Genomic DNA, 23,966 nt, shown 5'->3' with positions numbered 1-23,966 from the left:
GCTTGGGGCTAAATATAAGGGGGGAAAGTAGATGAATAGAAAGCAAAAATGGTTTGGTGGTTTATCTTTACTTTTAGTTGGAGCGGGAATAGGGATGTTTGGTGGCACTGCCCAAGCAGCAACAGACGATGCTTCTGTTATGCCAGATATTTCTAACAAACAGGTACTAGTTGGTTACTGGCATAGTTGGAAATCGGCGGGGGGAGACGGCTATCAACAAGGAACTTCGGCAGATATTGCACTCCAAGATACACCTGCAGCATACAATGTAGTAGATGTTTCGTTTATGAAAGGAGATGGAGTAAACCGTATTCCAACGTTTAAACCAGTGGGAATTAGTGATAGTGATTTCAGAGCCCAAGTAGGCACATTAAACAAAGAAGGACGTGCTGTATTACTAGCACTTGGTGGCGCAGATGGTCATGTCGAACTAAGCGCAGGAGATGAAGTGGCTTTTGCAAATGAAATTATCCGTCAAGTAGAGACTTATGGATTTGATGGCTTAGACATTGATTTAGAACAAAGCGCCATTACAGCAGGTGATAATAAAACCGTTATCCCAGCAGCACTTAAAATGGTGAAAGATCATTATAAAGCAGAGGGGAAAAATTTCTTAATTACAATGGCGCCAGAATTTCCTTACTTAAAACCTGGTAGTGCCTATGAAAGCTATTTAACTTCCCTTGCTAATTATTATGACTATATTGCGCCACAATTATATAATCAAGGTGGTGACGGTGTCTGGGTTGATGAAACCAACCAATGGATTGCTCAAAACAATGATGCCCTTAAAGAATCTTTCTTGTATTATATGGCGGATTCCTTCATTAATGGCACGCGTGGATATTTAAAAATTCCTGCAAATAAATTTGTTTTTGGATTGCCAGCAAATATAAATGCAGCGGCAACTGGCTATGTTAAAGACCCGCAAATTGTACAAAATGTATTTAGTCGATTACAAGCTAACGGAACTCCAGTAAAAGGAATTATGACATGGTCGGTTAATTGGGACGCTGGTAAAAATAAAGTAGGAGAAGCCTATAATAATGGTTTTTCAAATGCTTATGGTCCACTTATAGGAACTAAATAAAAGCTTTCATCGCTTAAAATCAACCTTTTACGGTAGATTTTAAGCGGTTTTTAGTTAGTTTATCTTTTGAAAAACAGAAGACTTGCTTTCATTTTAAAACAGGCGTATGATATAAATCGGAATCATTATTATTTATAAAAGGAGGATTATATGGCTAAAAAATCAAAAGTCGCTAAATATGAACGTCAAAAAGCACTTGTTGAAAAATACGCAGAGCTACGCCGGGTGTTAAAAGCAGAAGGACGTTTGGACGAACTACGTAAACTACCAAAAGACTCATCACCAACAAGATTGCATAACCGTTGTGACTTAACAGGTCGCCCACATGGTTATATGCGGAAATTTGGCATGTCAAGGATTCGTTTTCGTGAATTAGCACATCAAGGACAATTACCCGGCGTGAAAAAAGCAAGCTGGTAAAAAACACCTTTTTTTTCTGCGAGCCAAAAGAAATTATGCTACAATAGATGGCAGTAGAAAGAAATTGGGGGATTATATATGACAGAAAATCAAGAAAAATTACTTGTTGTTGATGGAATGGCATTACTTTTTAGAGCATTTTATGCGACTGCTGTTTCTAAGCAATTTATGTTTAATCAACATGGAATTCCAACCAATGGTGTTCAAGGATTTATGCGTCATATGTTTGCTGCAATCCGCCAAAGTAATCCAACACATACACTAATATGCTGGGATATGGGTTCACAAACTTTTCGTAATGAACTTTATGATGGTTATAAAGCAGGTAGAACCGCACCACCAGAAGAAATGATCCCACAATTTGATTTAGCAAAAGAAGTTGCAACAGGATTTGGCTTTGTGAATTTAGGCGTACCAGGTTATGAAGCAGATGATTGTATTGGTACAATTACCGTTCAAGCAGCGAGTTCTATTTCAACTACAGTATTAAGTGGTGATAAAGATTTGCTACAATTAATTGCTCCTACAAATGACGTTTGGATTATGCAAAAAGGTTATGGCAATTATAAACGTTATAATGAAGCTATCTTTATTGAAGAGATGGGTATTACCCCGCGTCAGTTTATTGATGTAAAAGCATTAATGGGGGATACTTCGGATGGGTATCCAGGTGTTCGAGGCATTGGGGAAAAAACAGCCATTAAGTTGATTCAAGAATATGAGTCCATTGAAGGAGTATTATCCAATCTTGATAAATTAAAACCAGCGCAACAAACAAAAATTCAAGAAGATTTGGCTATGCTAGAACTAAGTCAAAAATTAGCTAGAATTCATACCGAAGTGCCACTCGAAATTAATTTAGATAATTTGAAGTATCAAGGCTTTAAAGAGGATGCTTTTGCTGTTATTGAAAAATATGGCTTAAAAACACTCACACGTGATGTGGAATAAAAAATAGAAGCAAACTGGTTTATTTTGTGCCAGATTGCTTCTGTTTTTTTATCGCTTGACGTGCGAGCTGGTCGGCTTGTTTGTTTTGACTTACATGACGCCAGTTTATAAAAAATAATTCTAATGAATCACTCATGCGCAAAATTTCTTCTAGATGGGGCTTAAATAAAGGATTTTTCGCATGACGTTTTTGGATAGCTTCAACAGCAACCTTAGAGTCCGAATATAACCGAACCAATGTTGCTTGTTTTTTTATGGCAGCTTCTAATCCAAATTTTATCGCAATAAATTCTGCCTCATGGTTTGTCATCACAGCTAGGGGGATGGCTAGTTGTTCGTAAATACCATCTGCTTTTAATACAATCCCTACACCACTTAATCCAGGATTTCCTGCACTTGCTCCGTCAACAAAGACTTCCATATGCCAATTCCTCCATATCCTTTGATGTTGCTTTATTATAGAAGGAAAAGGGAGTTTTTGCAATAAAAAAACCGGTAAATGAATCTACCGGTTTTACGTCCGTGTCTACTAAGTAACTGATTTAGGCTTTTTCTACATTTGCAGCTTGTGCACCACGATTACCTTCTACTACTTCAAAAGTTACCGCTTGGCCTTCTTCTAAAGATTTGTAACCATCACCTTGGATTGCTGTGAAGTGAACAAAAATGTCTTCGCCGCTGTCTGATTCGATAAAACCGTAACCTTTTTCATTGTTAAACCATTTTACTTTCCCATTCTGCATTGAAATAAATCCTCCTAAGTATGGCTCATAGTCGCTTCAAATAATTCCGTTTAAAACGGTTTCATTTTAAATGGAAAAATTTTCACAAATACGTCCCTTTTCAGTTCATAGCGTCACCGCATATGATATTAACACTATAAATCAAAATACCTATAAACGTCAAGCTGATTTTCGATATTTTTCAAATTTTTGGACTTGTAAAGGCTTACTTATTATTTTTATTCCATTTCAAGTAGCTGATTGCCTCGTTTTATTCGGCTTATTGCTTTTATTTACTAATAAAAATTGCTTGTTGGAAAGGGTAAATACTTTTAGAAACCCTCATATTATAGTACAATTGGCTATGTGAAAGAAATTAAGTTGGAGGGTATAGCTATGCCAACACCTAGTATGGAAGATTATATTGAAAAGATTTATTCTCTAATTGAAACGAAAGGTTATGCCAGAGTATCGGATATTGCAGATGAGCTGTTTGTCCATCCCTCTTCTGTTACAAAAATGGTACAAAAATTGGATAAAGATGAATATTTAATCTATGAGAAGTACCGTGGATTAATTTTAACACCTAAAGGAACACAAATGGGGAAAAGACTTCTAGAAAGACACGCACTACTAGAAAGTTTTTTAAGTATTATTGGTGTGGATCCTGCTCATATTTACCATGATGTAGAAGGGATTGAGCATCATTTAAGCTGGAACTCGATTGACCGAATTGGTGATGTTGTGCAATTTTTTGAAGAACATCCAGAGGCATTAAAAGCACTTAAATCAATGGAAGTGAATCGACCAGAAACAGAGGAATAATGGTAATCCAAGTTTCGAATGCTGATTTATGCGCAATCAGGTTTTACTTTTCAATCAAAAAATGGTGTTACATCTTTTGGTGTCACGCTTTTTTGATGCATTGAGGAGGAACCAAAGCATTTCGATACTTTGTTACAATATACATATTCGGAGGGGTTAACATGTCAAATAAAGTGAAATCAGATATTGAAATTGCATCAAATGCTGAAATTCTACCAATTACAACGATTGCGGAACATTTGGGGCTGGATGCGGATGCACTTGAACTTTACGGGAAATATAAAGCGAAATTATCCTACGATACCATTCACTCTTTAACAGACAAACAACCAGGTAATCTTGTACTTGTGACAGCAATAAATCCAACGCCAGCTGGTGAAGGGAAATCAACTGTAACAGTCGGACTTGGGGATGCACTCTCTCAAAAAGATAAAAAAACAGTCATCGCACTTCGAGAACCATCGCTTGGACCTACTATGGGAATTAAAGGTGGCGCGACAGGTGGGGGCTATGCACAAGTTATTCCAATGGAAGATATTAACTTGCATTTTACTGGTGATTTTCACGCAATAACTGCTGCTAATAATGCTTTATCGGCGTTTATTGATAATCATATGCAACAAGGTAATGAGCTTGGCATTGATGGTAGACGAATTGTCTGGAAACGTGTAGTTGATTTAAATGATCGCGCACTTAGAAAAGTAGTCGTTGGTTTAGGCGGTCCAATTCAAGGGGTGCCACGGGAAGATGGTTTTGATATTACTGTTGCTTCTGAAATCATGGCGATTATTTGTTTAGCTAGTGATCTAGAAGACTTAAAGAAACGTCTAAGTGAAATTGTTATTGGTTATAATTATAAAAAAGAGCCAATTACTGTTGGCGAAATGGGTTATGAAGGCGCATTAACGCTACTTCTAAAAGATGCATTAAAACCAAATTTAGTTCAAACATTAGAACATACACCAGCTATCGTACATGGTGGTCCGTTTGCAAATATTGCTCATGGTTGTAATAGTGTATCAGCAACAAGTACGGCATTAAAACTCGGGGATTATGTTGTAACAGAAGCAGGATTTGGAGCAGATTTAGGAGCAGAGAAATTTTTAGATATTAAAGTTCCTTCTCTTGGGAAAGCGCCAGATTGTGTGGTTATCGTTGCAACTATTCGCGCGCTTAAAATGCACGGCGGCGCACTGAAAACAGAACTTAGTGAAGAAAATGTTGATGCATTAGCAAAAGGATTTACTAACTTACAAAAACACACGGAATCTATTGAAACATTTGGTATTCCATATGTAGTGGCAATTAATAAATTCATTACTGATTCTGACGCAGAGGTCGCGAAATTAGAAGCTTTATGCGAAGAACAAGAAATACCATTTTCTCTTACAGAAGTTTGGGAAAAAGGTGGTGCTGGTGGATTAGAGCTAGCTGATAAAGTAATTGCAGCTGTAGAAAGCGGTCAAGCTAACTATAAGCGTATTTATGAGGATGCCTGGACGATGGAAGAAAAATTAGATGCGATTGTTACAAAAGTTTATGGCGGTATCGGTGTTGAACTTTCAAGTAAAGCCCAAAAACAAATTATAGACTTTAAAAAATATGGTTGGGATAGATACCCAATTTGTATGGCGAAAACACAATATTCTTTATCAGATGATCCAACACTTCTTGGTCGTCCGACTGATTTTGTGATTCATATTCGTGAATTCATTCCAAAACTTGGAGCGGGATTTGTTGTTGCTTTAACAGGAGATGTAATGACAATGCCTGGTTTACCAAAAAAACCAGCAGCACTAAATATGGACGTCGACGAAAATGGAAATGCGAAAGGCTTATTCTAACTAGCAAAGTTCCAAAAGTGTTATAAACACTTTTGGAACTTTTTTTCTAATCAAAACCAATTGCTATGTGACACTTTTTCAGCTAGAATAGATAGGACAGAACGGAAATGGATGGGACTTAATGAAACAATTAAAAGTAGAAAATTTAACGAAAACATATGGTGAAAAAAGCCTATTTGAGAATATCTCCCTCACGATTACAGAAGGCGAACGAATTGGTTTAATCGGTGTGAATGGCACGGGAAAATCAACCTTATTACAAATTATCTCAGGAAGCGAATCTGGAGATAAGGGTAGTGTTACTAAAGCCAAAGATTATACAATTGGCTATTTAGCACAAGACCCAGTTTTTAACGAGGAAGATACGGTTCTCTCTGCCGTTTTTGATGGGGATACTGCGGCGCTTCGAGCAATGCGGAAATACGAAGAAGTACTACTAGCGATGTCGCTTGATTCAGAAAACACCAAACTTCATGATGCTTATACTGCAGCTAGTCAAGAAATGGATGCAAGTGCAGCTTGGGATATGAATACCGAAGCAAAAACGATTTTAGAAAGACTTGGAATTACCGATTTAACTGCGAAAATTAGCGAACTTTCAGGTGGACAACGAAAACGAGTTGGTTTGGCGCAAGTTTTAATTGAAACGCCGGATTTACTTATTTTGGATGAACCTACTAACCACTTGGATTTTCAATCGATTCGTTGGTTAGAGGAATATTTAAACCGTTTCAAAGGAGCGGTACTTCTTGTTACCCATGATCGTTACTTTCTTGACCGCGTGACAAATCATATGGTTGAGCTAGATCGAGGTTCGCTTTATCGTTACGTTGGTAATTATGAAAAATTTATGGAATCTAAAGCCATTCGCATGGAAAATGAAGTGCGCGAATCGGAGAAAAATAAAAATCTTTATCGGAAAGAACTTGCTTGGATGCGTCGCGGTCCTCAAGGTCGAGCAACAAAACAAAGTGCAAGGCAAGATCGTTTTCATGATTTAGAAAAGAAAGTGAAAACGAAAACGGATGACTCTGAACTAGCGATTGATGTTGTTACTAGTCGTTTAGGTAAAGATGTCTTTGAACTTAAAAACTTAGAAAAATGCTTTGAGGAAAAACAAGTCTTGCAAGATTTTAGTTTAATTATCCAGCCAGGCGAACGACTTGGGATTACTGGTAATAATGGAACTGGAAAATCCACTTTACTTTATATGCTTGCTGGTAAACTAGCCCCTGATGCTGGAGAAGTTATTACTGGTCAAACGGTTCAAATTGGTTATTATACGCAACAAAACGAAGAAATGGACCCAGATATGCGAATGATTGCTTATTTGCAAGAAGCAGGAGAACAAGTGACGACTTCTGGTGGCGAAGTAATTAGCGTAAGTGCAATGTTAGAAAGGTTTTTATTTCCACCAAACTCGCATGGTAAGAAAATTGGTAGTTTATCTGGTGGTGAAAAAAGACGTTTATTCTTACTACGAATCTTAATGGAACGGCCCAATGTCTTACTACTGGATGAGCCTACTAATGATTTAGATACACAAACACTTACTGTACTAGAAGATTATTTGGAATCATTTAATGGAACAGTAATTACTGTAAGCCATGATAGGTATTTCTTAGATAAGGTGGTTAATAAGCTACTTGTGTTTCGTGCAATTGGTGAGGTGGAGATTTTCTACGGAGAGTATAGTGATTATTTAGCAGAACTAGAGGCTAAAGGAAAACCAGCAAAATCCATGAAAAAAATGGCGAATACATCCGTTGAAAAACCTGCGCCGGAAAAAAAGGAAAAAGTGAAGCTGACCTATCAAGAGCAAATAGAGTGGGACGGTATTGAAGAAGCTATTGGTGACCTAGAACAAACCATTGAATCATTAAATGAAACACTAGAGCAAACCGGAGCAGATTTTACTAAAGCAGCAGAGCTTAGTGGAGAAATTACTACCAAAGAAGCGGAACTCGAGCAAATGATGGAACGTTGGGAATTTTTATCACAATACGCGGAATAAGGAGTGCGAACAATGAAACAATATTTGGATTTAGAAAAATACGTTTTAGAAAATGGGACACAAAAAGGAGATCGCACTGGAACTGGAACAATCAGCACATTTGGCTATCAAATGCGCTTTGACTTACAAGCGGGTTTTCCGATTATGACAACAAAACGTGTACCATTTAAACTTGTAGTAAGCGAATTGTTATGGTTTTTACACGGTGATACGAATATTCGATACCTTCTACAACATAAAAACAATATCTGGAACGAGTGGGCGTTTGAGCGTTTTGTAAAAAGTGCTGATTACCACGGGGAAGATATGACAGATTTTGGACTAAGAGCAGAGCGTGATTCAGCATTTAAAGAAGTGTATCAAGCGGAAATGGAAAAATTTAAAACACGTATTTTGGAAGAGGAAGATTTTGCGAGTAAATACGGTGAGCTGGGTAATATTTACGGCAAACAATGGCGTGAATGGAAAACTTCACAAGGGGAAACTATTGATCAATTAGCTGATTTAATTGAGATGATTAAAACAAACCCAAATTCGCGTCGTTTAATTGTATCTGCCTGGAATCCAGAAGATATTCCCAATATGGCATTACCACCTTGTCATTCGTTATTCCAATTTTATGTGGCGGATGGGAAATTATCATGCCAGCTTTACCAGCGCAGTGCAGATATTTTCTTAGGAGTTCCATTTAACATTGCAAGTTACGCACTTTTAACGCATCTTATTGCGAGGGAAGTTGGACTTGAAGTTGGTGAGTTTATCCATACAATGGGAGATGCACACCTTTATAATAATCATATTGAACAAGTGAAAGAACAATTAACAAGAACTCCGCACGCACTTCCAAAATTAGTTCTTTCTGATAAACCAGCAACTATTTTTGATTTTGAAGTAGCGGATATTTCACTAGATGGTTATAATCCTGATCCAGCAATAAAAGCACCAATTTCAGTATAAGGGAGGTTTTCTTGGATGATTATTTTTGTTTGGGCACAAGACCGTGCTGGCAATATTGGTAAAGATAACAAAATGCCGTGGCACTTACCAGGAGATTTACAATTTTTCAAAAAAACAACCACTGGAAAAACACTGGTAATGGGGCGGAAAACTTATGAATCATTAGGAAAAGCTTTACCAAATCGAAAAACTATCGTGTTAACTCGGGATAAAGAATTGCAGCTAGATGATGCAGAAATTCTTCATTCCAAAGAGGCTGTGTTAGATCTTCAGAAAACGGGTGAGCCAATTTATGTTGTTGGTGGAGCGGAAATTTATCGTTTATTTATGGATGTGGCAGATACGTTAATTGTTACAAAAATTGATGCGGAATTTGATGCTGATACTGCATTTCCAGAAGTAGATTGGGAGAATTTTTCAGAAGTTGCAAAAGAACCTCACGAAAAAGATGAAAAAAACAAGTATAATTATACCTTCTATACGTATAAAAGAAATTAGCAGAACGTTGCCTGTGTATGGGCAACGTTTTTCGAGTGGAGTGAAGATTCATTGTTATCAAAAATGGAGATAAATAAGCTTGCAATGAAAGAAAGTATGACACTTCTTTCTTGTCCAATTTGTGGTGGCGAATTTGTACTAGAAGAACCGCTCTCATTTGTTTGTCCGGAACGGCATGGTTTTGATATTGCTAAACCAGGTTACTTGCATTTGCTTAAGCAGGCACATAAAACCAAATATGGTCAAGCCTTATTTGAATCACGAAAAAAAGTGATTGCGAGTGGTTTTTTTGAAAAGTTAATCGAACGGATGATAACTATTATTACGGATACGAAAAAAACAGAGGTCGTCTTATATGATGCTGGTTGCGGTGAAGGAAGTCATTTAGCGCGAATAGTAAAGGAACTTCAAACAAAAGGACAATCTGTACAAGCTGTTGGACTAGATATTGCTAAAGAAGGAGTGAAACAAGCTGCACGGGATTATCCGGGAATTGTTTGGACGGTAGCTGATTTAGCTAATTGTCCAAACCAATCAGAGACAGCAGATGTCATTTTAAATATTTTATCACCTTCGAATTATGAGGAATTCACGCGCTTATTAAAAACAGATGGCTATTTGCTAAAAGTTGTTCCGGAAGAAAACTATTTACGAGAATTGCGCGAATTTATTTATATGGACGAGAAAAGTAGCTATTCGAATGACTCGGTTACATCACGATTAGCAGAAAAACTAACGGTGGAACATATGGAGCGAGTGACTTATAAAGCACCAATCGCCAAAGAATTATTTGCTGATTTTCTTGAAATGACCCCACTTGGTTGGCATATTGATGCAGAGAAAAAACGTGAATTATTGGCAAATCCACCGCAAGAGCTAACCGTTGACTTGCAAATCATTATTGCAAAAAGAGCACCACTTTTGTAAAAACTATGTGAATTATGCGCAATATAAGCTATAATGTAGTAGAAAATATAGAAGCTGGAGGAATGACATGAATCAATCAGAAGTGAAGGCGTTAGAAGCACTGCAAAACGGATCAGACATACGTGGAATTGCGATTGCTACAGAAAAATATCCGATTACGTTGACAGATGAACGTGTAGAAAAGATTGCTTATGGATTTGCGAAATGGCTAAAAGCAGAAAAAGGTGTAGAAAATCAAGCAACGGTAGCGATTGGTCATGATAGCCGACTTTCAGCTGAACGATTAAAAGCTGCACTTATAAAAGGACTTTTATTTGCAGGTATAGATGTTGTTGATGTGGGACTGGCGACTACACCAGCAATGTTTATGGCAACTCAATATGAGGACTATAATTGTGATGCGGGAATTATGATTACAGCGAGCCACCTACCTTTTATGTATAACGGACTAAAATTATTTACGAAATCTGGCGGTGCAGAACATGAGGATATTGATTATATTGTTTCGCATGCGGATAAATCTTTTATAGAAACAGGTCTAAATGCTGGTAAAGTAACAAAACAAGATTTACTTTCTACCTATGCAGCAGACTTAACCGCAAAAATCAGAGCAGGTATTACTGGGGCCGCTGATAAAATGAAGCCATTAGAAGGAAGTCATATTATTGTTGATGCTGGAAATGGGGCTGGCGGTTTTTTTGCAGAGAAAGTACTTGCAGAACTTGGCGCAGATATTTCTGGTAGTCAATTTTTAGATCCTGATGGTCATTTCCCTAATCATATTCCGAATCCGGATAACGAAGAGGCGATGGCAAGCTTGAAAAAAGCAGTTCTAGCGAGCGGTGCAGACTTAGGTGTGATTTTTGATACGGATGTCGATCGTTCAGCTATTATGGATAAACATGGAGAAAGCTTGAACCGCAATCCACTCATTGCTGTTATTTCAAGTATAATTTTACAAGAAAAACCAGGAACAACAATTGTCACTGACTCGACTACTTCTGGTCACTTGCAAGCCTTTATTGCAGAAAAAGGTGGAAAACAACACCGTTTTAAACGCGGCTATCGAAATGTAATTAATGAGGCACTTCGACTAAATAGAGAAGGAACGCCTTCAGAAATCGCTATTGAAGTAAGCGGACATGCGGCGCTAAAAGAAAATTATTTCCTTGATGATGGCGCCTATTTAATTGCAAAAATTTTAATGACATACGCAACCCTTCATAGAAATGGCCAAGACTTAGCTGATTTAATTGCCGATTTAAAAGAACCGGCAGAAAGTGAAGAAATTCGCTTAAGTATTACAGCAAATGATTTTAAAGCTTACGGTCAAGAAGTGTTAACAGATTTTCAAAAGTTTGTCGAAGCAGACAATGATATGTCGCTAGAACCAGAAAATTTGGAAGGTATTCGTGTCAATACAAGCGGAGCACTCGGCGAAGGTTGGTTCTTACTACGTATGAGCCTGCACGAACCAGTAATGCCAATGAATTTAGAAAGTGATGAAGTTGGTGGAATTCTAAAAGTGAAAGAACGCTTAGCTGGATTTTTTGCGAGTAAGGCGGAATTAGAAGAATAAGAAAGATTAGAAGTCAGCACTTTGTTGGCTTCTTTTTTTATGCAAAAAGCTTAACAAATAAATGGACGCATATAGTATAATAACTATGTGAATATAACTATATATTCGCAAAAAAATAAATACATAATAAAAACAACAGTAACGGAGATGAATTTATTATTTACGGGAGGAGAAAAATAGTAAAGGTAGTTAAAGTACAGAATAGACGACATGGAACAAATATTTATTTTTGTATTTATTTACTAAAAAATAAAAAGGAGATACAACAATGAAAAAACTTAGAATGCTAGCTTTATTATTGGTCTTTATACTATTCCTGTTAGGTGGCGGGATAGTAGCACAAGCAACGGAAACGACAACGGATGAAAAAGTAGTTGGAGAAACAGTAACAAATGATGGAGAAGAATTTATTGTTGATGAAATTAGCGATTTAGAAGATGTCAATGCGACAGAAGGGACATTAGATACCTCTGATGCGCAGGAAGTGGATTTATCTGGAATTGAATTTGTGAATGATGAACAAGAAGTTATTCCCAGCGTAAAAAGTATTTTTGGAGCGGACGGAAGAAAGCTCGTAACTAATACTGCACAATATCCTTATTCTACAAGCGTTTTTATAGAGGCTGAATTTCCAAACTTAACAAAAGTGGGTATGCATAGCGTTGGAAGTGGACAAATGATTGGAGATGACTCAGTACTCACAGCTGCTCATTGTTTGTATCAAAAGGAATATGGCGGTTGGGCAACTAAAGTAACAGTACGTCCCGGATATAATGGGTCAGTAGCACCATTTGGTGTAGCAACGGCAAAAAAAATGTATGTACCAAAAGAATGGATCAAAAAAGAACCTTCCTCGGAAGATTATGCTGTTATTAAATTAAATAAAAATATAGGACAAAAAACTGGTACGATGGGGTTAACAACAAATACATCTGGAGCAATTACTATAAGTGGGTATCACGGTGATAAAAAAGGGAAATTGTTCACGCAATCAGGTAGCATTTCTAAAACAACTGCAAATAATGTTTATTACAAATTAGATACAACTGGCGGTAGTAGTGGGAGCGGTGTTTATAATTCTAAAAAACAAATTCTAGCCGTAAATGCATATGAATATAGAGATCGTTCAGAAGATAACTTTGGTACTCGAATTACAAAAGAAAAACTAAACAATATCTATACGTGGGCATTTAGTAACAATTTAGCTGTAAGCAAGCAAAAGGGAATAAACTATGAATTACACGTTCAAAGTAATGGATGGATGGGTAATGTAGCCAATGGTACAACCGCTGGGACAACAGGGCTAGGCTTACGAGCAGAAGCAATAAAAATTAGCATATCAGGGATGCCTTATTCTGGGGATGTACAGTATCGTTCTCATGTTCAAGGTATTGGTTGGCAAGGTTGGCTAAAAAATGGTGAAATTTCTGGGACTCGTGGACAATCAAAACGTTTAGAGGCCTTTCAAGTAAAATTAACTGGAAATATGGCCAAAAATTACTCTGTGCAATATAGAGCTCACGTTCAAAATAAAGGCTGGCAAGGCTGGGTAAAAGACGGAGCAACTGCCGGAACAACAGGGCAAAGTTTAAGAATAGAAGCCGTACAGATGAGACTTGTGGCAAAATAACAAAATCAAAACTTGGTGCGCTAAAACGTGCCAAGTTTTTTATTTGCAGTAAACCATTGAAATATCAGAACTATTATAGTAAACTTTAAAAGCAAGCACTTACTTTAAAAGGGAAATAAAGTATAGGAGTGTGTTTTTTGGAAGCATGGATTACAGGAATTATGACTGATTTTGGTTATATTGGTATTTTTTTATTAATTATGGTGGAGAATTTATTTCCGCCAATTCCCTCTGAGATTATTTTAACTTTTGGTGGTTTTATGACGACTATTTCCGCAATGAATGTTGTGACGGTGATTATCGTTGCCACACTTGGATCGGTAATAGGAGCTATTTTATTATATAAGGTTGCATCGTTTTTTGGTAAAGAACGGATGACAAATTTTGTTTTAAAATATGGTCGAGTTTTGCGTTTAAAAGAAAGTGATATTGAACGTGCGGAAAGTTTCTTTTTGAAATATGGTAGCTGGGCTGTGTTTATATGTCGGATGATTCCACTTATTCGGAGTTTGATTTCTATTCCAGCTGGGATGACGCAGATGAAAATGTCTAAGTTTTTAATACTTACAACTGCTGGAAGTTTTCTTTGGAATACGGTTTTAATTGGTCTTGGTGCTATGCTTGGCGAATCTTGGAATGAAATTATTGTGTTTATGGATAGTTTTTCGGCAATTATTTATAGTGTTATTGCGCTAATTGTAATAGTTGGAGTATGTTTCTTCTTTCGAGCACGATTTAAAAAAACAATAGATGGAGAATAAAATGGTAACCTTGTAAGAGCAATCTTCAAGGTTTTTCTTTTGCGATTTTGGCTTTCATGCTATGATAAATTGTACATGGAGAAGGGGATGGAATAAATGCGAATTGGGATGCGGACAGTAAAAACAGCAATTGCTGCGACACTGGCAATAATTATAGCAGAATGGCTACATTTGGAGTATGCAGTTTCGGCAGGTATTATTGCGATATTAAGTGTGCAAAACACAAAAAAAGGGTCGTTACAATTAGCAATTCAACGTGTCTATTCGACCGTTTTAGCCTTATCGATTGCGGCAATATTTTTCTTATTGATTGGTTATAATGCAGTGAGTTTTGGGTTATATTTACTTATTTTCATTCCACTTGCGGTTAAATTACATGTTGCAGATGGTATCGTTGTCAGTTCAGTACTTGTTACACACATTTTATTAGAACAATCGCTTTCGTTCTTTTGGTTTAAAAATGAGCTGTTGTTAATGGCTGTTGGAGCGGGCATTGCGATTATTTTAAACCTATATATGCCAAAAATGGAAGATGAATTAAAACGAACACAACAAAAAGTGGAAGAGATTATGCGACAAATTTTAACGGAGATGACACAAGGGTTACGTAATCAATCAGAATATCGGGATGAATTTGGATTATTACATCAATTAAAGGGTACATTAGACTATGCACAAGAAAAAGCTGCACGAAATTTGGATAATCAATTTTTTACAGCTTCCCATTATTACTCCCAGTATGTGGATATGCGTCTTGTGCAGTACCGAATTTTAACACAAATGAAACGTCATTTAGTGGCTTTCCATCATTCTTCTGAGCAAAGTTTGGCACTGGCAGAAATCACTGAAAAAACGGCGATGACACTAGATGAGCATAATACTGCGGAAGATTTAGTTGCAGAAATTACAATGATGGTACATGAATTTAAAAGTAGCAAACTTCCCGAGACACGTGAAGAATTCGAAAATCGAGCAATCCTGTTTCAATTTATGAATGATTTACGTTATTTACTAGAAATGAAGCGTGATTTTTATGCAGAGTTTGGTTTAAAGGAAAAAATAAAGTTACGAGAGGGCGATCAAATATGATAAATAAAATTGGCCAAGTAATGTTGTATGTAGAAAATCAAGCCGCTGTTAGAGACTTTTGGGTAGAAAAATTAGATTTTGTTGTTGTTTCAGAAGAAGTGGTAAATGGGGAAATTCAGTGGATAGAAATTGCACCCACGAAAGAGGCAGAAACTACTTTTGTTTTGCAAAATAAACAGAAAGTGGCCGAAGCAAATCCAGATATGAACCTTGGAACACCATCCATTTTACTTTTTGGAAAAAATGTTGCAGAACTATATGACAGCTATAAAAAGAAAGGGATAACTGTTGGTGAATTAGTCGATTTACCAATGGGATTAGTTTTTAATTTTGCGGATAACGAGGGGAATTATTTTGCGATTTGTGAAAAATAGTATAGGAGCGTATAAATGAAGTGTGAAGTTGTGAGAGTAGATGCCTTTACAAGTAAGCCGGGAAAAGGCAATCCAGCAGGCGTGGTTTTTTCTGGTGATTCTTATAGTAAAGAACAAATGCAACAAATTGCTAAAAAAGTTGGTTTTAATGAAACGGTTTTTATTTGTAAAAGTGATACAGCTGCATTAAAATTAAGATATTTTACTCCAGGTTATGAAACACCGCTTTGTGGCCATGCAACAATGGGAGCGATTTTTGCGCTTCTAAATGGACAAGAAAATTGCCAACTAGAAATAGAAACAGCTGTAGGGGTTTTGCTTGTTAGTTACGAAGCAAAGGGATACCAAATAACGATGCAACAAGCCCGACCAAAGTTTATTGATTTTAATGGGAATCGGTCGGCGCTTTGCCAAAGTTTAGGCATCCAAAAAACTGATCTTCATGCCAAATTGCCAATTAAATACGGAAATACTGGATCATGGACATTACTTTTACCAGTTAAAAATGAAGCTATTTTAGATACAATGACCCCAACACCAAATGAGTTTCCAGGGATTTTAAAGGAAATACCTAAATCTTCCATACATCCATTTGCAATTATTTCTAAACAGGATGGAACTTTTACCGCCAGACATTTCTCCTCGCCTGCTGCTGGAACGAAGGAGGATTCTGTGACTGGAACTGCTTCTGGTGTTATGGGAGCCTATGCACTAAATCATATTTATACATCCGGAGAAAGAAATAAAATAACTGTCACTCAAGGTAAACAAGTGCAAAGTGAAGGAACTGTTTTTGTCCAAGTTGAAATAGATGCAACTGGGCAACAAGAAGTAAGTATTTCTGGAACAGCTTGTTTAAATAAGACGTTGGAAGTGGAAGTGTAATCAACCTATGAATTCTAAAAAAACAGCTGGCAATCTCATTGGATTGCCAGCTGTTTTTTATGATTTAAAGCAGCTTGAGCCGCAGCTAGTCGTGCAATTGGAACACGATAAGGGGAACAAGAAACATACGAGAGACCTAATTGATGGAAAAACTGAATGGATTCTGGATCTCCGCCGTGCTCTCCGCAAACACCCATTTTTAAATTTGCATGGGTCATTCGTCCACGAGTTACAGCCATTTCAACAAGTGCACCAACACCAGTTTTATCTATTGTCATAAATGGGTCTTTGGATAAAATATTGTGCTGGTAATAATCAGCAAGGAATTTAGTCGCATCATCACGAGAAAATCCGTAAGTTAGTTGTGTTAAATCATTCGTTCCAAAACTGAAAAATTGTGCTTCTTCGGCGATTTCATCTGCGGTAATGCAAGCGCGCGGAATTTCAATCATCGTACCAATATCATACGGAAGGATGACCCGTTCTCTATCAAAAATGGTATGAATAGCTTGTTTAATTTCTTTTTTTATAAAACTTAATTCATTTTTTGTAGCAATGAGAGGAATCATTATTTCTGGATGGACTTTGATACCTTCATCATAGACAGTGATTGCACTTTCAATAATCGCTTCTGCTTGCATTCGGTATATCTCAGGAAACGTAATAGCAAGCCGACAACCACGGTGCCCAAGCATTGGATTAGCTTCTGCCAGTTCTTGCACTCGTTTTTTTACTTGTGAGACCGTTTTATGCATATCATTTGCTAACTGCTCGATTTCTTGGCTACTTTTTGGTAAAAATTCATGTAGTGGTGGATCCAATAACCGAATATTGACGGAACGACCATCAGCCATGCGGAATAATGCCCGAAAATCTTCTTTTTGCATTTCTTTCAATGAGGCTAAGACAGTTTCGCGTTCCGTTAAAGACTCCGCTAAAATCATTTGTCGAACGAATAAAATCCGTTTTTCATCAAAAAACATGTGCTCTGTCCGGCAAAGTCCAATGCCTTCAGCGCCAAAGAGTAATGCTTTTTGAAAATCGGCAGGGGTGTCTGCATTAACACGGATAGCAAGTTGTTTTTCCGTATCAGCCCATGCCATTAACTCGTCAAAATGCCCACCAATGGATGCTTCGGTTTGTTCGACTTTTCCTAGATAGACATTACCGGTAGAACCATCAAGTGACAAAGCAGCTCCTTCTTGTAAAATTTCTCCTGTAGAAAGAGTAATGGTTTTTTCTTGTTGGCTGATTGTTAGATCAGAACAACCAGCGATACAACATTTCCCCATTCCTCGAGCAACTACAGCAGCATGAGAAGTCATTCCACCTTGTGCTGTTAAAATAGCAGTACTTTTGGCCATTCCCTCAATGTCTTCTGGTGAAGTCTCATTTCGAACAAGAATCACTGAAATACCACGTTCAGCTGCTTGAACAGCATCTTTTGCCTCAAAATAAATATGTCCGGTAGCAGCTCCTGGACTTGCTGGTAAACCGTGGGCAACTATTTCTGCTTTTTTTAGAGCGCTTTCAAGAAAGGCAGGATGAAGCAGTTGGTGAAGTTGCTTTGTTTCGATGCGTATTAAGGCTTCTTCTTTAGTAATTTTTCCTTCATGAACGAAATCAACAGCAATTTGAATAGCGGCTTTAGCTGTTCTTTTTCCATTTCTAGTTTGTAAGACGTAAAGTTTCTCTTTTTCAATCGTAAATTCAATATCTTGCATATCTAAATAATGATTTTCTAATAAAGTACAAATGGTGATTAATTCATTATAGACTGTAGGCATTCTTTCTTTTAAAGTGGCAATTGGCTCAGGAGTTCGGATACCAGCGACGACATCTTCACCTTGCGCATTTAATAAAAATTCTCCAAATACACCTTTTTCACCTGTAGATGGGTTTCGGGTAAAGGTAATTCCTGTACCACTAGTTTCTCCTGTATTACCAAAAACCATTGATTGAATATTAACCGCTGTCCCATAGCTAGCATCAATATCATGTAAACGGCGATAAACAACAGCTCGGTGATTCATCCACGACTTAAATACCGCGATAATTGCCAGTTTAAGTTGTTTCAGTGGATCTTGCGGGAATGCTTCTCCTGTCGCTTGTTGGAAAATTTGTTTGTAAGCAGCAATTAAATCAGTTAAATCAGTTGTTGTCAGCTCTGTGTCAGATTGATAATGATTGGCTTTTTTTATCCTGGAAAGTGCTTGTTCAAACTGATAACTTGGGATTTCAAAAACCACATCCCCAAACATTTGGATAAAACGTCGATAAGAATCAAAGGCAGAGCGTTGGTCATTGGTTAAATCTGCAAGTCCATTTGTAGTGGCATCATTTAGTCCTAAGTTTAAAACCGTATCCATCATTCCAGGCATAGAAAAGGGTGCGCCAGATCGAACCGAAACTAGTAGTGGGTTTTCCGCCAAACCAAATATTTTCCCGGTTTGCTTTTCTAATTCCGCTAAATGAATTTTCACCTCTTCAAAAATGTCTTCGGATAAATGTTTATTACTGTCGGTATAATCGTTACAAGCAGCAGTTGAAATAATAAAGCCGGGAGGGACAGGCAAGCCAATATTCGTCATTTCGGCTAAATTTGCGCCTTTTCCTCCTAAAAGATGTTTCATTTCTTTGGAACCTTCACTAAACTGATAGACAAATTTTCTCACTTTATTCACCTCTTCTAAAATTAGTGGTAACTTGTGATAATTTCTGTGATTAGAGCAGCAGTTTCCTCGATTGCTTTATCTTCTACATGAATTACTTGGCAGCCAAGCTTTTTAAACGTAGCATAGCCATATTCTAGTTCTTCTAAAATTCTTTTTTCGCTGGAATAGTTACTCGCTTCATCTAAACCAATTGATTTTAAACGTACTTTTCTAATTTGTGCTAATTTTTCTGGGCTAGTTGTTAGACCAATAATTCGTTCTGGCGGAATTTGGAATAGTTCAGCTGGGATTGGTATTTCAGGGACGAGCGGAACATTGGCTACTTTCCAATTTTGATTAGCTAAAAAGCTGCTGAGTGGTGTTTTACTAGTTCTTGATACACCGACAAGTACAATATCAGCATCTAATAAGCCACGAGGATCTTTGCAATCGTCATATTTAACAGCAAATTCAATTGCAGCAATACGGTCAAAATAATGACTATCTAAACGACGCATATTGCCAGGGTCTTGTTTGGACTTTAACCCAGTTTTTGCTTCTACAGCGGAGGTGAGTGTATGTAATAAATCAATATTAGGAATAGCATGCTTGGAACAAAATTGAGTTGCATATTCAGCTAATTTAGCTTGTACTAACGTTTGGACAACAATTCCATCAGCGTCTTTTGCCTCTTCTAATGTTTCGAGTAATGCTTTTTCATCACGAATAAAAGCATGGCGACGAATATCAGCTGGTTGTTTAAGTGAAAATTGTGCAGTTACAGCGCGAATAATATGTTGAGCAGTTTCTCCGATAGCGTCTGAAATAACATAAATAATAACCGGATTTTCCATATGTGCCTCCTATTAAACCTTTTTTATTGTATCTACAAAAAGTGCGGTTATGCGTGTTTTAGAAATTTTCCCAATAACAGTTGTTTTTCCGGCTTTTACTTCAAGCACTGGAAGAGAATCAATTTGATGGAAAACAAGTTGTTCGGCAGCGTGTAAGACTGTATCTTGTTTGGTTACGGTGACGAGATTTGGCATACGGGTCATGATTGTTGCAATGGGAGTTGCTTTTGTATCTGCATCGGCAAGGGCGCCTTTAAGCAAATCTTTTCTAGAAACTAGACCGACCAATTTTTCATCATCCATAACATATAAGCTACCAATATCTTCCATGAACAGCATCACAATTGCATCGTACACACTTGTTTCTTTTTTTGCGAAAAATGGTTGAGTCATTATATCCGCTACTTTTAATTGGCGAATTTGATCAAAATGAATGGGGTTTGTCTCAAGACCTGAATAAAAATAGCCTACTTTGGGCCTTGCATCTAAAATTCCTGTCATCGTTAATATCGACAAGTCAGCTCGAATGGTTGCCCGTGTCAATTTCAAATGAGCAGCTATGGAATCTCCAGTTGCTGGTTCATTGGCGCGAACATAAGCAACAATCTGGTGTTGTCTAGGAGAAAGTTCGATTGGAATCACATCCTTTTAATGTGTTATGCTAATCATTATATAGTATGACATAATTAAAAACAAGTGTTAATTGTGTCATACTATATAAAAAAACCTCCTCCAAATGGAAAAGGTTTGAAAAGGAACTATTTAAACATAAAATAAAATACAAAAATACATAAAAGCGGTCCCAGCGATAACAAACAAATGCCAAATTGCATGCATATAAGGAACTTTAGGAATACTATAAAAAATCGCACCCACTGTAAACATAATGCCACCAGTCGCTAGTAACCAAAATCCAGCTGGTGTAAGTCCAGTATAAAGAGGCTTGATTGCAAACATAACCATCCAACCCATTAGAAGATATACGGAAGTGGATAATAATTTTAGTTTGCCAGTCATAAAAATTTTATAAATAATCCCAGCAATAGCAAGTCCCCAAATAATGCCAAAGAGCGTCCAACCAAGTGTCCCTTGAATAGTGATTAATACAAATGGGGTATAGCTGCCAGCAATTAGTACATAAATCGCGGCATGGTCCATAATATTAAAAACAGTTCTTGCTTTACAAGGTTTGAAGCTATGGAGTAATGTGGAGCAAACATATAATAACATAAGTGAAATTCCATAAACTAAAAAACTAGTTAAATAAAGAGGATTATCTTTTTGGACGGCGAATACTATAAGTAAGACGAGTGCAGGAATACTTAGGATAAATCCGATTCCATGCGTAATGGCATTTGCTAGTTCTTCCTTCCAATTATAAGAAGAGGTATTCATTTGATCACCATACTTTTCTACCAATTTTTTGTGATGTAATAGTATATCTATCATACGCTAAATAATTTGGAATAGAAACCCAAACAATATATCTTTCTCTTTTCTTAAACTAGTTAATAGGTTGTGTATAATGCCGGGAATGTTATAATAAAATAAAATAAGCAAAACTGGATGTGGCTAAACAATGAGGAAAATAAAGATTATCACAGACTCAACTGCTGGACTAACGAAAGAAGAAGCAGCGAAATGGAATATTGATGTTTTATATTTAACAGTTGAAATCGATGGGAAAGTATACAATCCCAAAACAGATATTACCCCAGAAGAATTTATGATTCGCATGGCAGAAACAAAAGAACTTCCTAAATCTTCTCAGCCTGCAATTGGCTCTTTCGTAGAAGCTTATGAAAAATATACGGCGGAGGGGTATGAAATCCTTTCCATTCACTTAACAGAAAAACTAAGTGGAACAGTCAATGCCGCACGCCAAGCAGCCGATATAGTAGACGGAAATATTACTGTTGTTGATTGTGACTACACGGCTCGAGGACAAGCTTTTCAAGTGCTTGCAGCTGCAGAAATGGCACAGTCTGGTGATTTTTCTGTAGAGGATATTCTCGCTAAAATTAATGATATTAAAAATAAAACAAAATTGTATATTGTTGTTGTAACATTAGACAATTTAATTAAGGGCGGACGTGTTGGAAGGATGCAAGGATTCCTAGGTAGCCTTTTAAATATTAAATTAATTGCAAAGTTAACAGATGGTCAATTAGAAGAAGAAACTAAAGTTCGTAGTAATAAAAAAGTTCTTCAATATTGCTTAAACTTAATTAAAGCGGAACCTAAAAAAATTCAGCATTTAGATGTTGTTCATGCGCACGGATTAAATCTAGCGGATGATTTTATCGTTGAAACAAAAGAAATGACTGGCTTAGAAGAAATACCAATTTTCTTCGCTGACCCAGTTATTTCAACCCATGCCGGAACTGGCGCATTTGCATTTATGTACTATACTGACTAAGCGAGTGATTCATATGACAAAGAAAAAATGGCTGTGGCTTACTGGAAGCGTGTTTATTATCGCGCTTTTAGTTGGCGCAGTTTTTGGTATCAATTATTATCAAAAAACAAAAGAAGTTCCTATAAAATTAGTTGCTATGGGAGATTCCCTTACTGAAGGAATTGGTGATGAAAATAAGGCTGGCGGCTATGTTGGCATTATTCCAGAAAAGTTAGAAAAAGAATCAACTATTCCCAGTGTAGAGACAAGCAATTATGGTGTGTCTGGTAATAAAATAACCCAACTAGAGAAACGCCTGCAAACCAATAAAAATTTTCAACAAGATGTTAAAAATGCGAATGTAATCACTATTACCATTGGTGGAAATGACGTTATGGCCATTTTGCAATCGCGTCTTTTAGATGTGGATGTGGAAGATTTTACAAAAGCAAATAAAACCTTTCAACAAGAATTAGAAAAATTAGTGAGTGATATTCGTTCTTATAATAAAGATGCTGCGATTTTCTTAATGGGAATTTATAATCCATATACAACCTATTTTAGCGATATCAAACAATTTGATGAAGTAATTGCTGATTGGAATAAAGCCTCCCAAAAAACCGTTCAAAAAGAGGATAATATGTATTTTGTTCCTATAGCTAAAGCGCTTGAAAATAGAGATAAAGCTAATCAAAACAAACCTAATCCATTACTATCAGATGATTATTTTCACCCGAATCATCAAGGCTATGAAAAAATGAGTATGGAATTATATAAAGCAATTGTAAAGCAATTAAACGAAGGAAATATTCCTAAAATCTACGAATAGAAAGGTGTTAAAGTCGTGCAGAAAGAAACACGATCGGCCCCAAAGAAACCAAAACGTAATTACTGGAAATGGACATCGCTTATTTTAATTAGTCTGCTAGTTATATTTGCAGGATGGATTTATTTATCGGTTTTTGTTGTAAGTCCGCAGAAAGAACCAACGCCATCACTCATTAGCAATAAGTCTGCTGTAGAATTCCAAACAAGTACAACCAAGTCTGATTTAAATCAGTTAATTAGTACCTATATCGATGAATTTAGTAATGACCAAGATATTGGCTATAAGGTATTTGTTGCCAATAATGTTAATTTCACCGCAGAAGCGAAAATTTTTGATGAGCCAGTTGAGTTGCATTTAAAATTTGCTCCTAAAGTAGTTGACGATGGAAATGTGGAGTTAACATTAAAAGATTTATCTGTTGGTGCATTACCGTTACCAGTATCTTATGTGATGAATTATGTTAATAAAAATTATAAATTTCCAGACTGGGTAACTATCATTCCGAAAAAGGAAAAAATTTATCTTGCTTTGGATAAACTTAAACTAAAAGGTGATACGAAAGTTCGTGTGGATACACTTGATTTGAAGAAAGATGATATTTCGTTTACACTCTTAGTACCAGTTAACTAAATACTGGTTGGTAAAATCCAATTTAGGGGGCATTT

Annotated in this window: 23 protein-coding genes and 1 pseudogene; 18 read left to right on the top strand and 6 right to left on the bottom strand. The window is 36.7% G+C overall.

All coding sequences use genetic code 11. The features are described from left to right. Window positions 1-31: 31 nt before the first annotated feature. From HCJ50_RS02825 to HCJ50_RS02815, 3 genes are all read left to right on the top strand, one after another. A complete protein-coding gene (locus HCJ50_RS02825) occupies window positions 32-1,090 on the top strand; it encodes a chitinase (RefSeq protein WP_185345199.1) in 1,059 nt (352 codons plus the stop codon). Between the two features lie 150 nt (window positions 1,091-1,240). Further along, a complete protein-coding gene (gene rpsN, locus HCJ50_RS02820; RefSeq protein WP_185345197.1) occupies window positions 1,241-1,510 on the top strand; it encodes a 30S ribosomal protein S14 in 270 nt (89 codons plus the stop codon). Between the two features lie 78 nt (window positions 1,511-1,588). Continuing rightward, entirely contained in the window at window positions 1,589-2,461 is an 873-nt protein-coding gene (locus tag HCJ50_RS02815; RefSeq protein ID WP_185345195.1) for a 5'-3' exonuclease, read from the top strand. Between the two features lie 19 nt (window positions 2,462-2,480). On the opposite strand, the gene HCJ50_RS02810 is transcribed toward HCJ50_RS02815, so the two are convergent. Together HCJ50_RS02810 and cspD are read right to left on the bottom strand one after the other, a co-directional pair. After that, window positions 2,481-2,882 (bottom strand): ribonuclease HI family protein, encoded by a 402-nt coding sequence (locus HCJ50_RS02810; protein ID WP_185345193.1) that lies wholly within the window; start codon window positions 2,880-2,882, stop codon window positions 2,481-2,483. A gap of 121 nt (window positions 2,883-3,003) precedes the next feature. After that, complete coding sequence (gene cspD / locus HCJ50_RS02805) at window positions 3,004-3,204, bottom strand: cold-shock protein CspD (protein WP_185345192.1); 201 nt, start codon at window positions 3,202-3,204, stop codon at window positions 3,004-3,006. Window positions 3,205-3,579: 375 nt separating this feature from the next. On the opposite strand from cspD, the gene mntR reads away from it, so the two are divergent. From mntR to HCJ50_RS02745, 12 genes and pseudogenes are all read left to right on the top strand, one after another. Beyond that, window positions 3,580-4,008: a transcriptional regulator MntR gene (gene mntR, locus HCJ50_RS02800; protein ID WP_185345190.1), complete on the top strand. Its 429-nt coding sequence runs from the start codon at window positions 3,580-3,582 to the stop codon at window positions 4,006-4,008. Window positions 4,009-4,169: 161 nt separating this feature from the next. Beyond that, a complete protein-coding gene (locus tag HCJ50_RS02795; protein ID WP_185345188.1) occupies window positions 4,170-5,852 on the top strand; it encodes a formate--tetrahydrofolate ligase in 1,683 nt (560 codons plus the stop codon). 121 nt (window positions 5,853-5,973) lie between these two features. Further along, window positions 5,974-7,866 (top strand): ABC-F family ATP-binding cassette domain-containing protein, encoded by a 1,893-nt coding sequence (locus HCJ50_RS02790; protein ID WP_185398467.1) that lies wholly within the window; start codon window positions 5,974-5,976, stop codon window positions 7,864-7,866. Window positions 7,867-7,878: 12 nt separating this feature from the next. Next, window positions 7,879-8,823: a thymidylate synthase gene (locus HCJ50_RS02785; protein WP_185345184.1), complete on the top strand. Its 945-nt coding sequence runs from the start codon at window positions 7,879-7,881 to the stop codon at window positions 8,821-8,823. A gap of 15 nt (window positions 8,824-8,838) precedes the next feature. Continuing rightward, complete coding sequence (locus HCJ50_RS02780; RefSeq protein ID WP_185345182.1) at window positions 8,839-9,321, top strand: dihydrofolate reductase; 483 nt, start codon at window positions 8,839-8,841, stop codon at window positions 9,319-9,321. A 51-nt stretch (window positions 9,322-9,372) separates the two neighbouring features. Continuing rightward, window positions 9,373-10,248: a putative RNA methyltransferase gene (locus tag HCJ50_RS02775; RefSeq protein ID WP_185345180.1), complete on the top strand. Its 876-nt coding sequence runs from the start codon at window positions 9,373-9,375 to the stop codon at window positions 10,246-10,248. 67 nt (window positions 10,249-10,315) lie between these two features. Continuing rightward, complete coding sequence (locus tag HCJ50_RS02770) at window positions 10,316-11,827, top strand: phosphohexomutase domain-containing protein (protein WP_185345178.1); 1,512 nt, start codon at window positions 10,316-10,318, stop codon at window positions 11,825-11,827. A 268-nt stretch (window positions 11,828-12,095) separates the two neighbouring features. After that, complete coding sequence (locus HCJ50_RS02765; protein ID WP_185345176.1) at window positions 12,096-13,457, top strand: trypsin-like peptidase domain-containing protein; 1,362 nt, start codon at window positions 12,096-12,098, stop codon at window positions 13,455-13,457. A 137-nt stretch (window positions 13,458-13,594) separates the two neighbouring features. Further along, window positions 13,595-14,218 carry a DedA family protein gene (locus HCJ50_RS02760; protein WP_185345174.1) on the top strand — a complete coding sequence of 208 codons (624 nt, stop codon included), beginning with the start codon at window positions 13,595-13,597 and terminating at the stop codon, window positions 14,216-14,218. Window positions 14,219-14,314: 96 nt separating this feature from the next. Next, a pseudogene (locus HCJ50_RS02755) lies at window positions 14,315-15,297 on the top strand (aromatic acid exporter family protein); the annotation flags it as partial. A gap of 6 nt (window positions 15,298-15,303) precedes the next feature. Next, window positions 15,304-15,681, top strand: a complete 378-nt coding sequence (locus tag HCJ50_RS02750) for a VOC family protein (protein ID WP_185345170.1) — start codon at window positions 15,304-15,306, stop codon at window positions 15,679-15,681. A 15-nt stretch (window positions 15,682-15,696) separates the two neighbouring features. After that, window positions 15,697-16,566 carry a PhzF family phenazine biosynthesis isomerase gene (locus HCJ50_RS02745; RefSeq protein WP_185345168.1) on the top strand — a complete coding sequence of 290 codons (870 nt, stop codon included), beginning with the start codon at window positions 15,697-15,699 and terminating at the stop codon, window positions 16,564-16,566. Window positions 16,567-16,601: 35 nt separating this feature from the next. Here HCJ50_RS02745 and ppdK read toward each other — a convergent pair whose 3' ends face one another. From ppdK to trhA, 4 genes are all read right to left on the bottom strand, one after another. Then, the gene (gene ppdK, locus HCJ50_RS02740; protein ID WP_185345166.1) at window positions 16,602-19,241 is read right to left on the bottom strand and encodes a pyruvate, phosphate dikinase; all 2,640 of its coding nucleotides are present in this window, start codon (window positions 19,239-19,241) and stop codon (window positions 16,602-16,604) included. Window positions 19,242-19,261: 20 nt separating this feature from the next. Next, on the bottom strand, window positions 19,262-20,074 hold the full coding sequence (locus HCJ50_RS02735; protein WP_185345164.1) for a pyruvate, water dikinase regulatory protein: 813 nt from the start codon (window positions 20,072-20,074) through the stop codon (window positions 19,262-19,264). Between the two features lie 12 nt (window positions 20,075-20,086). Further along, the gene (locus HCJ50_RS02730; protein ID WP_185345162.1) at window positions 20,087-20,716 is read right to left on the bottom strand and encodes a helix-turn-helix transcriptional regulator; all 630 of its coding nucleotides are present in this window, start codon (window positions 20,714-20,716) and stop codon (window positions 20,087-20,089) included. A gap of 120 nt (window positions 20,717-20,836) precedes the next feature. After that, on the bottom strand, window positions 20,837-21,469 hold the full coding sequence (gene trhA / locus HCJ50_RS02725) for a PAQR family membrane homeostasis protein TrhA (RefSeq protein ID WP_185345160.1): 633 nt from the start codon (window positions 21,467-21,469) through the stop codon (window positions 20,837-20,839). Window positions 21,470-21,653: 184 nt separating this feature from the next. On the opposite strand from trhA, the gene HCJ50_RS02720 reads away from it, so the two are divergent. The 3 genes from HCJ50_RS02720 to HCJ50_RS02710 are packed head-to-tail and all read left to right on the top strand — an operon-like array spanning window position 21,654 to window position 23,931. Continuing rightward, window positions 21,654-22,493 carry a DegV family protein gene (locus HCJ50_RS02720; RefSeq protein ID WP_185345158.1) on the top strand — a complete coding sequence of 280 codons (840 nt, stop codon included), beginning with the start codon at window positions 21,654-21,656 and terminating at the stop codon, window positions 22,491-22,493. Window positions 22,494-22,506: 13 nt separating this feature from the next. Continuing rightward, window positions 22,507-23,301 carry an SGNH/GDSL hydrolase family protein gene (locus HCJ50_RS02715; RefSeq protein WP_185345156.1) on the top strand — a complete coding sequence of 265 codons (795 nt, stop codon included), beginning with the start codon at window positions 22,507-22,509 and terminating at the stop codon, window positions 23,299-23,301. 15 nt (window positions 23,302-23,316) lie between these two features. Next, the gene (locus HCJ50_RS02710; protein WP_185345154.1) at window positions 23,317-23,931 is read left to right on the top strand and encodes a YpmS family protein; all 615 of its coding nucleotides are present in this window, start codon (window positions 23,317-23,319) and stop codon (window positions 23,929-23,931) included. Window positions 23,932-23,966: the final 35 nt, after the last annotated feature.

Origin of the sequence: Listeria immobilis, from assembly GCF_014322765.1 — a bacterium.
GTDB classification, from domain to species: Bacteria; Bacillota; Bacilli; order Lactobacillales; family Listeriaceae; genus Listeria; species Listeria immobilis.
Note: the sequence above shows the minus strand (reverse complement) of the source record. Positions and strands in the feature narration are given on the sequence as shown.

Bases quoted from the DNA above. Each gene is read 5' to 3' on its own strand.
- HCJ50_RS02780 (WP_185345182.1), top strand. From the start codon at position 8,839: ATGATTATTTTTGTTTGGGCACAAGACCGTGCTGGCAATATTGGTAAA.
- HCJ50_RS02715 (WP_185345156.1), top strand. From the start codon at position 22,507: ATGACAAAGAAAAAATGGCTGTGGCTTACTGGAAGCGTGTTTATTATC.
- HCJ50_RS02785 (WP_185345184.1), top strand. From the start codon at position 7,879: ATGAAACAATATTTGGATTTAGAAAAATACGTTTTAGAAAATGGGACA.
- HCJ50_RS02765 (WP_185345176.1), top strand. From the start codon at position 12,096: ATGAAAAAACTTAGAATGCTAGCTTTATTATTGGTCTTTATACTATTC.
- rpsN (WP_185345197.1), top strand. From the start codon at position 1,241: ATGGCTAAAAAATCAAAAGTCGCTAAATATGAACGTCAAAAAGCACTT.
- HCJ50_RS02790 (WP_185398467.1), top strand. From the start codon at position 5,974: ATGAAACAATTAAAAGTAGAAAATTTAACGAAAACATATGGTGAAAAA.
- HCJ50_RS02770 (WP_185345178.1), top strand. From the start codon at position 10,316: ATGAATCAATCAGAAGTGAAGGCGTTAGAAGCACTGCAAAACGGATCA.
- HCJ50_RS02815 (WP_185345195.1), top strand. From the start codon at position 1,589: ATGACAGAAAATCAAGAAAAATTACTTGTTGTTGATGGAATGGCATTA.
- mntR (WP_185345190.1), top strand. From the start codon at position 3,580: ATGCCAACACCTAGTATGGAAGATTATATTGAAAAGATTTATTCTCTA.
- HCJ50_RS02795 (WP_185345188.1), top strand. From the start codon at position 4,170: ATGTCAAATAAAGTGAAATCAGATATTGAAATTGCATCAAATGCTGAA.
- HCJ50_RS02720 (WP_185345158.1), top strand. From the start codon at position 21,654: ATGAGGAAAATAAAGATTATCACAGACTCAACTGCTGGACTAACGAAA.
- HCJ50_RS02745 (WP_185345168.1), top strand. From the start codon at position 15,697: ATGAAGTGTGAAGTTGTGAGAGTAGATGCCTTTACAAGTAAGCCGGGA.
- HCJ50_RS02735 (WP_185345164.1), bottom strand. From the start codon at position 20,074: ATGGAAAATCCGGTTATTATTTATGTTATTTCAGACGCTATCGGAGAA.
- HCJ50_RS02750 (WP_185345170.1), top strand. From the start codon at position 15,304: ATGATAAATAAAATTGGCCAAGTAATGTTGTATGTAGAAAATCAAGCC.
- HCJ50_RS02810 (WP_185345193.1), bottom strand. From the start codon at position 2,882: ATGGAAGTCTTTGTTGACGGAGCAAGTGCAGGAAATCCTGGATTAAGT.
- HCJ50_RS02825 (WP_185345199.1), top strand. From the start codon at position 32: ATGAATAGAAAGCAAAAATGGTTTGGTGGTTTATCTTTACTTTTAGTT.
- cspD (WP_185345192.1), bottom strand. From the start codon at position 3,204: ATGCAGAATGGGAAAGTAAAATGGTTTAACAATGAAAAAGGTTACGGT.
- trhA (WP_185345160.1), bottom strand. From the start codon at position 21,469: ATGAATACCTCTTCTTATAATTGGAAGGAAGAACTAGCAAATGCCATT.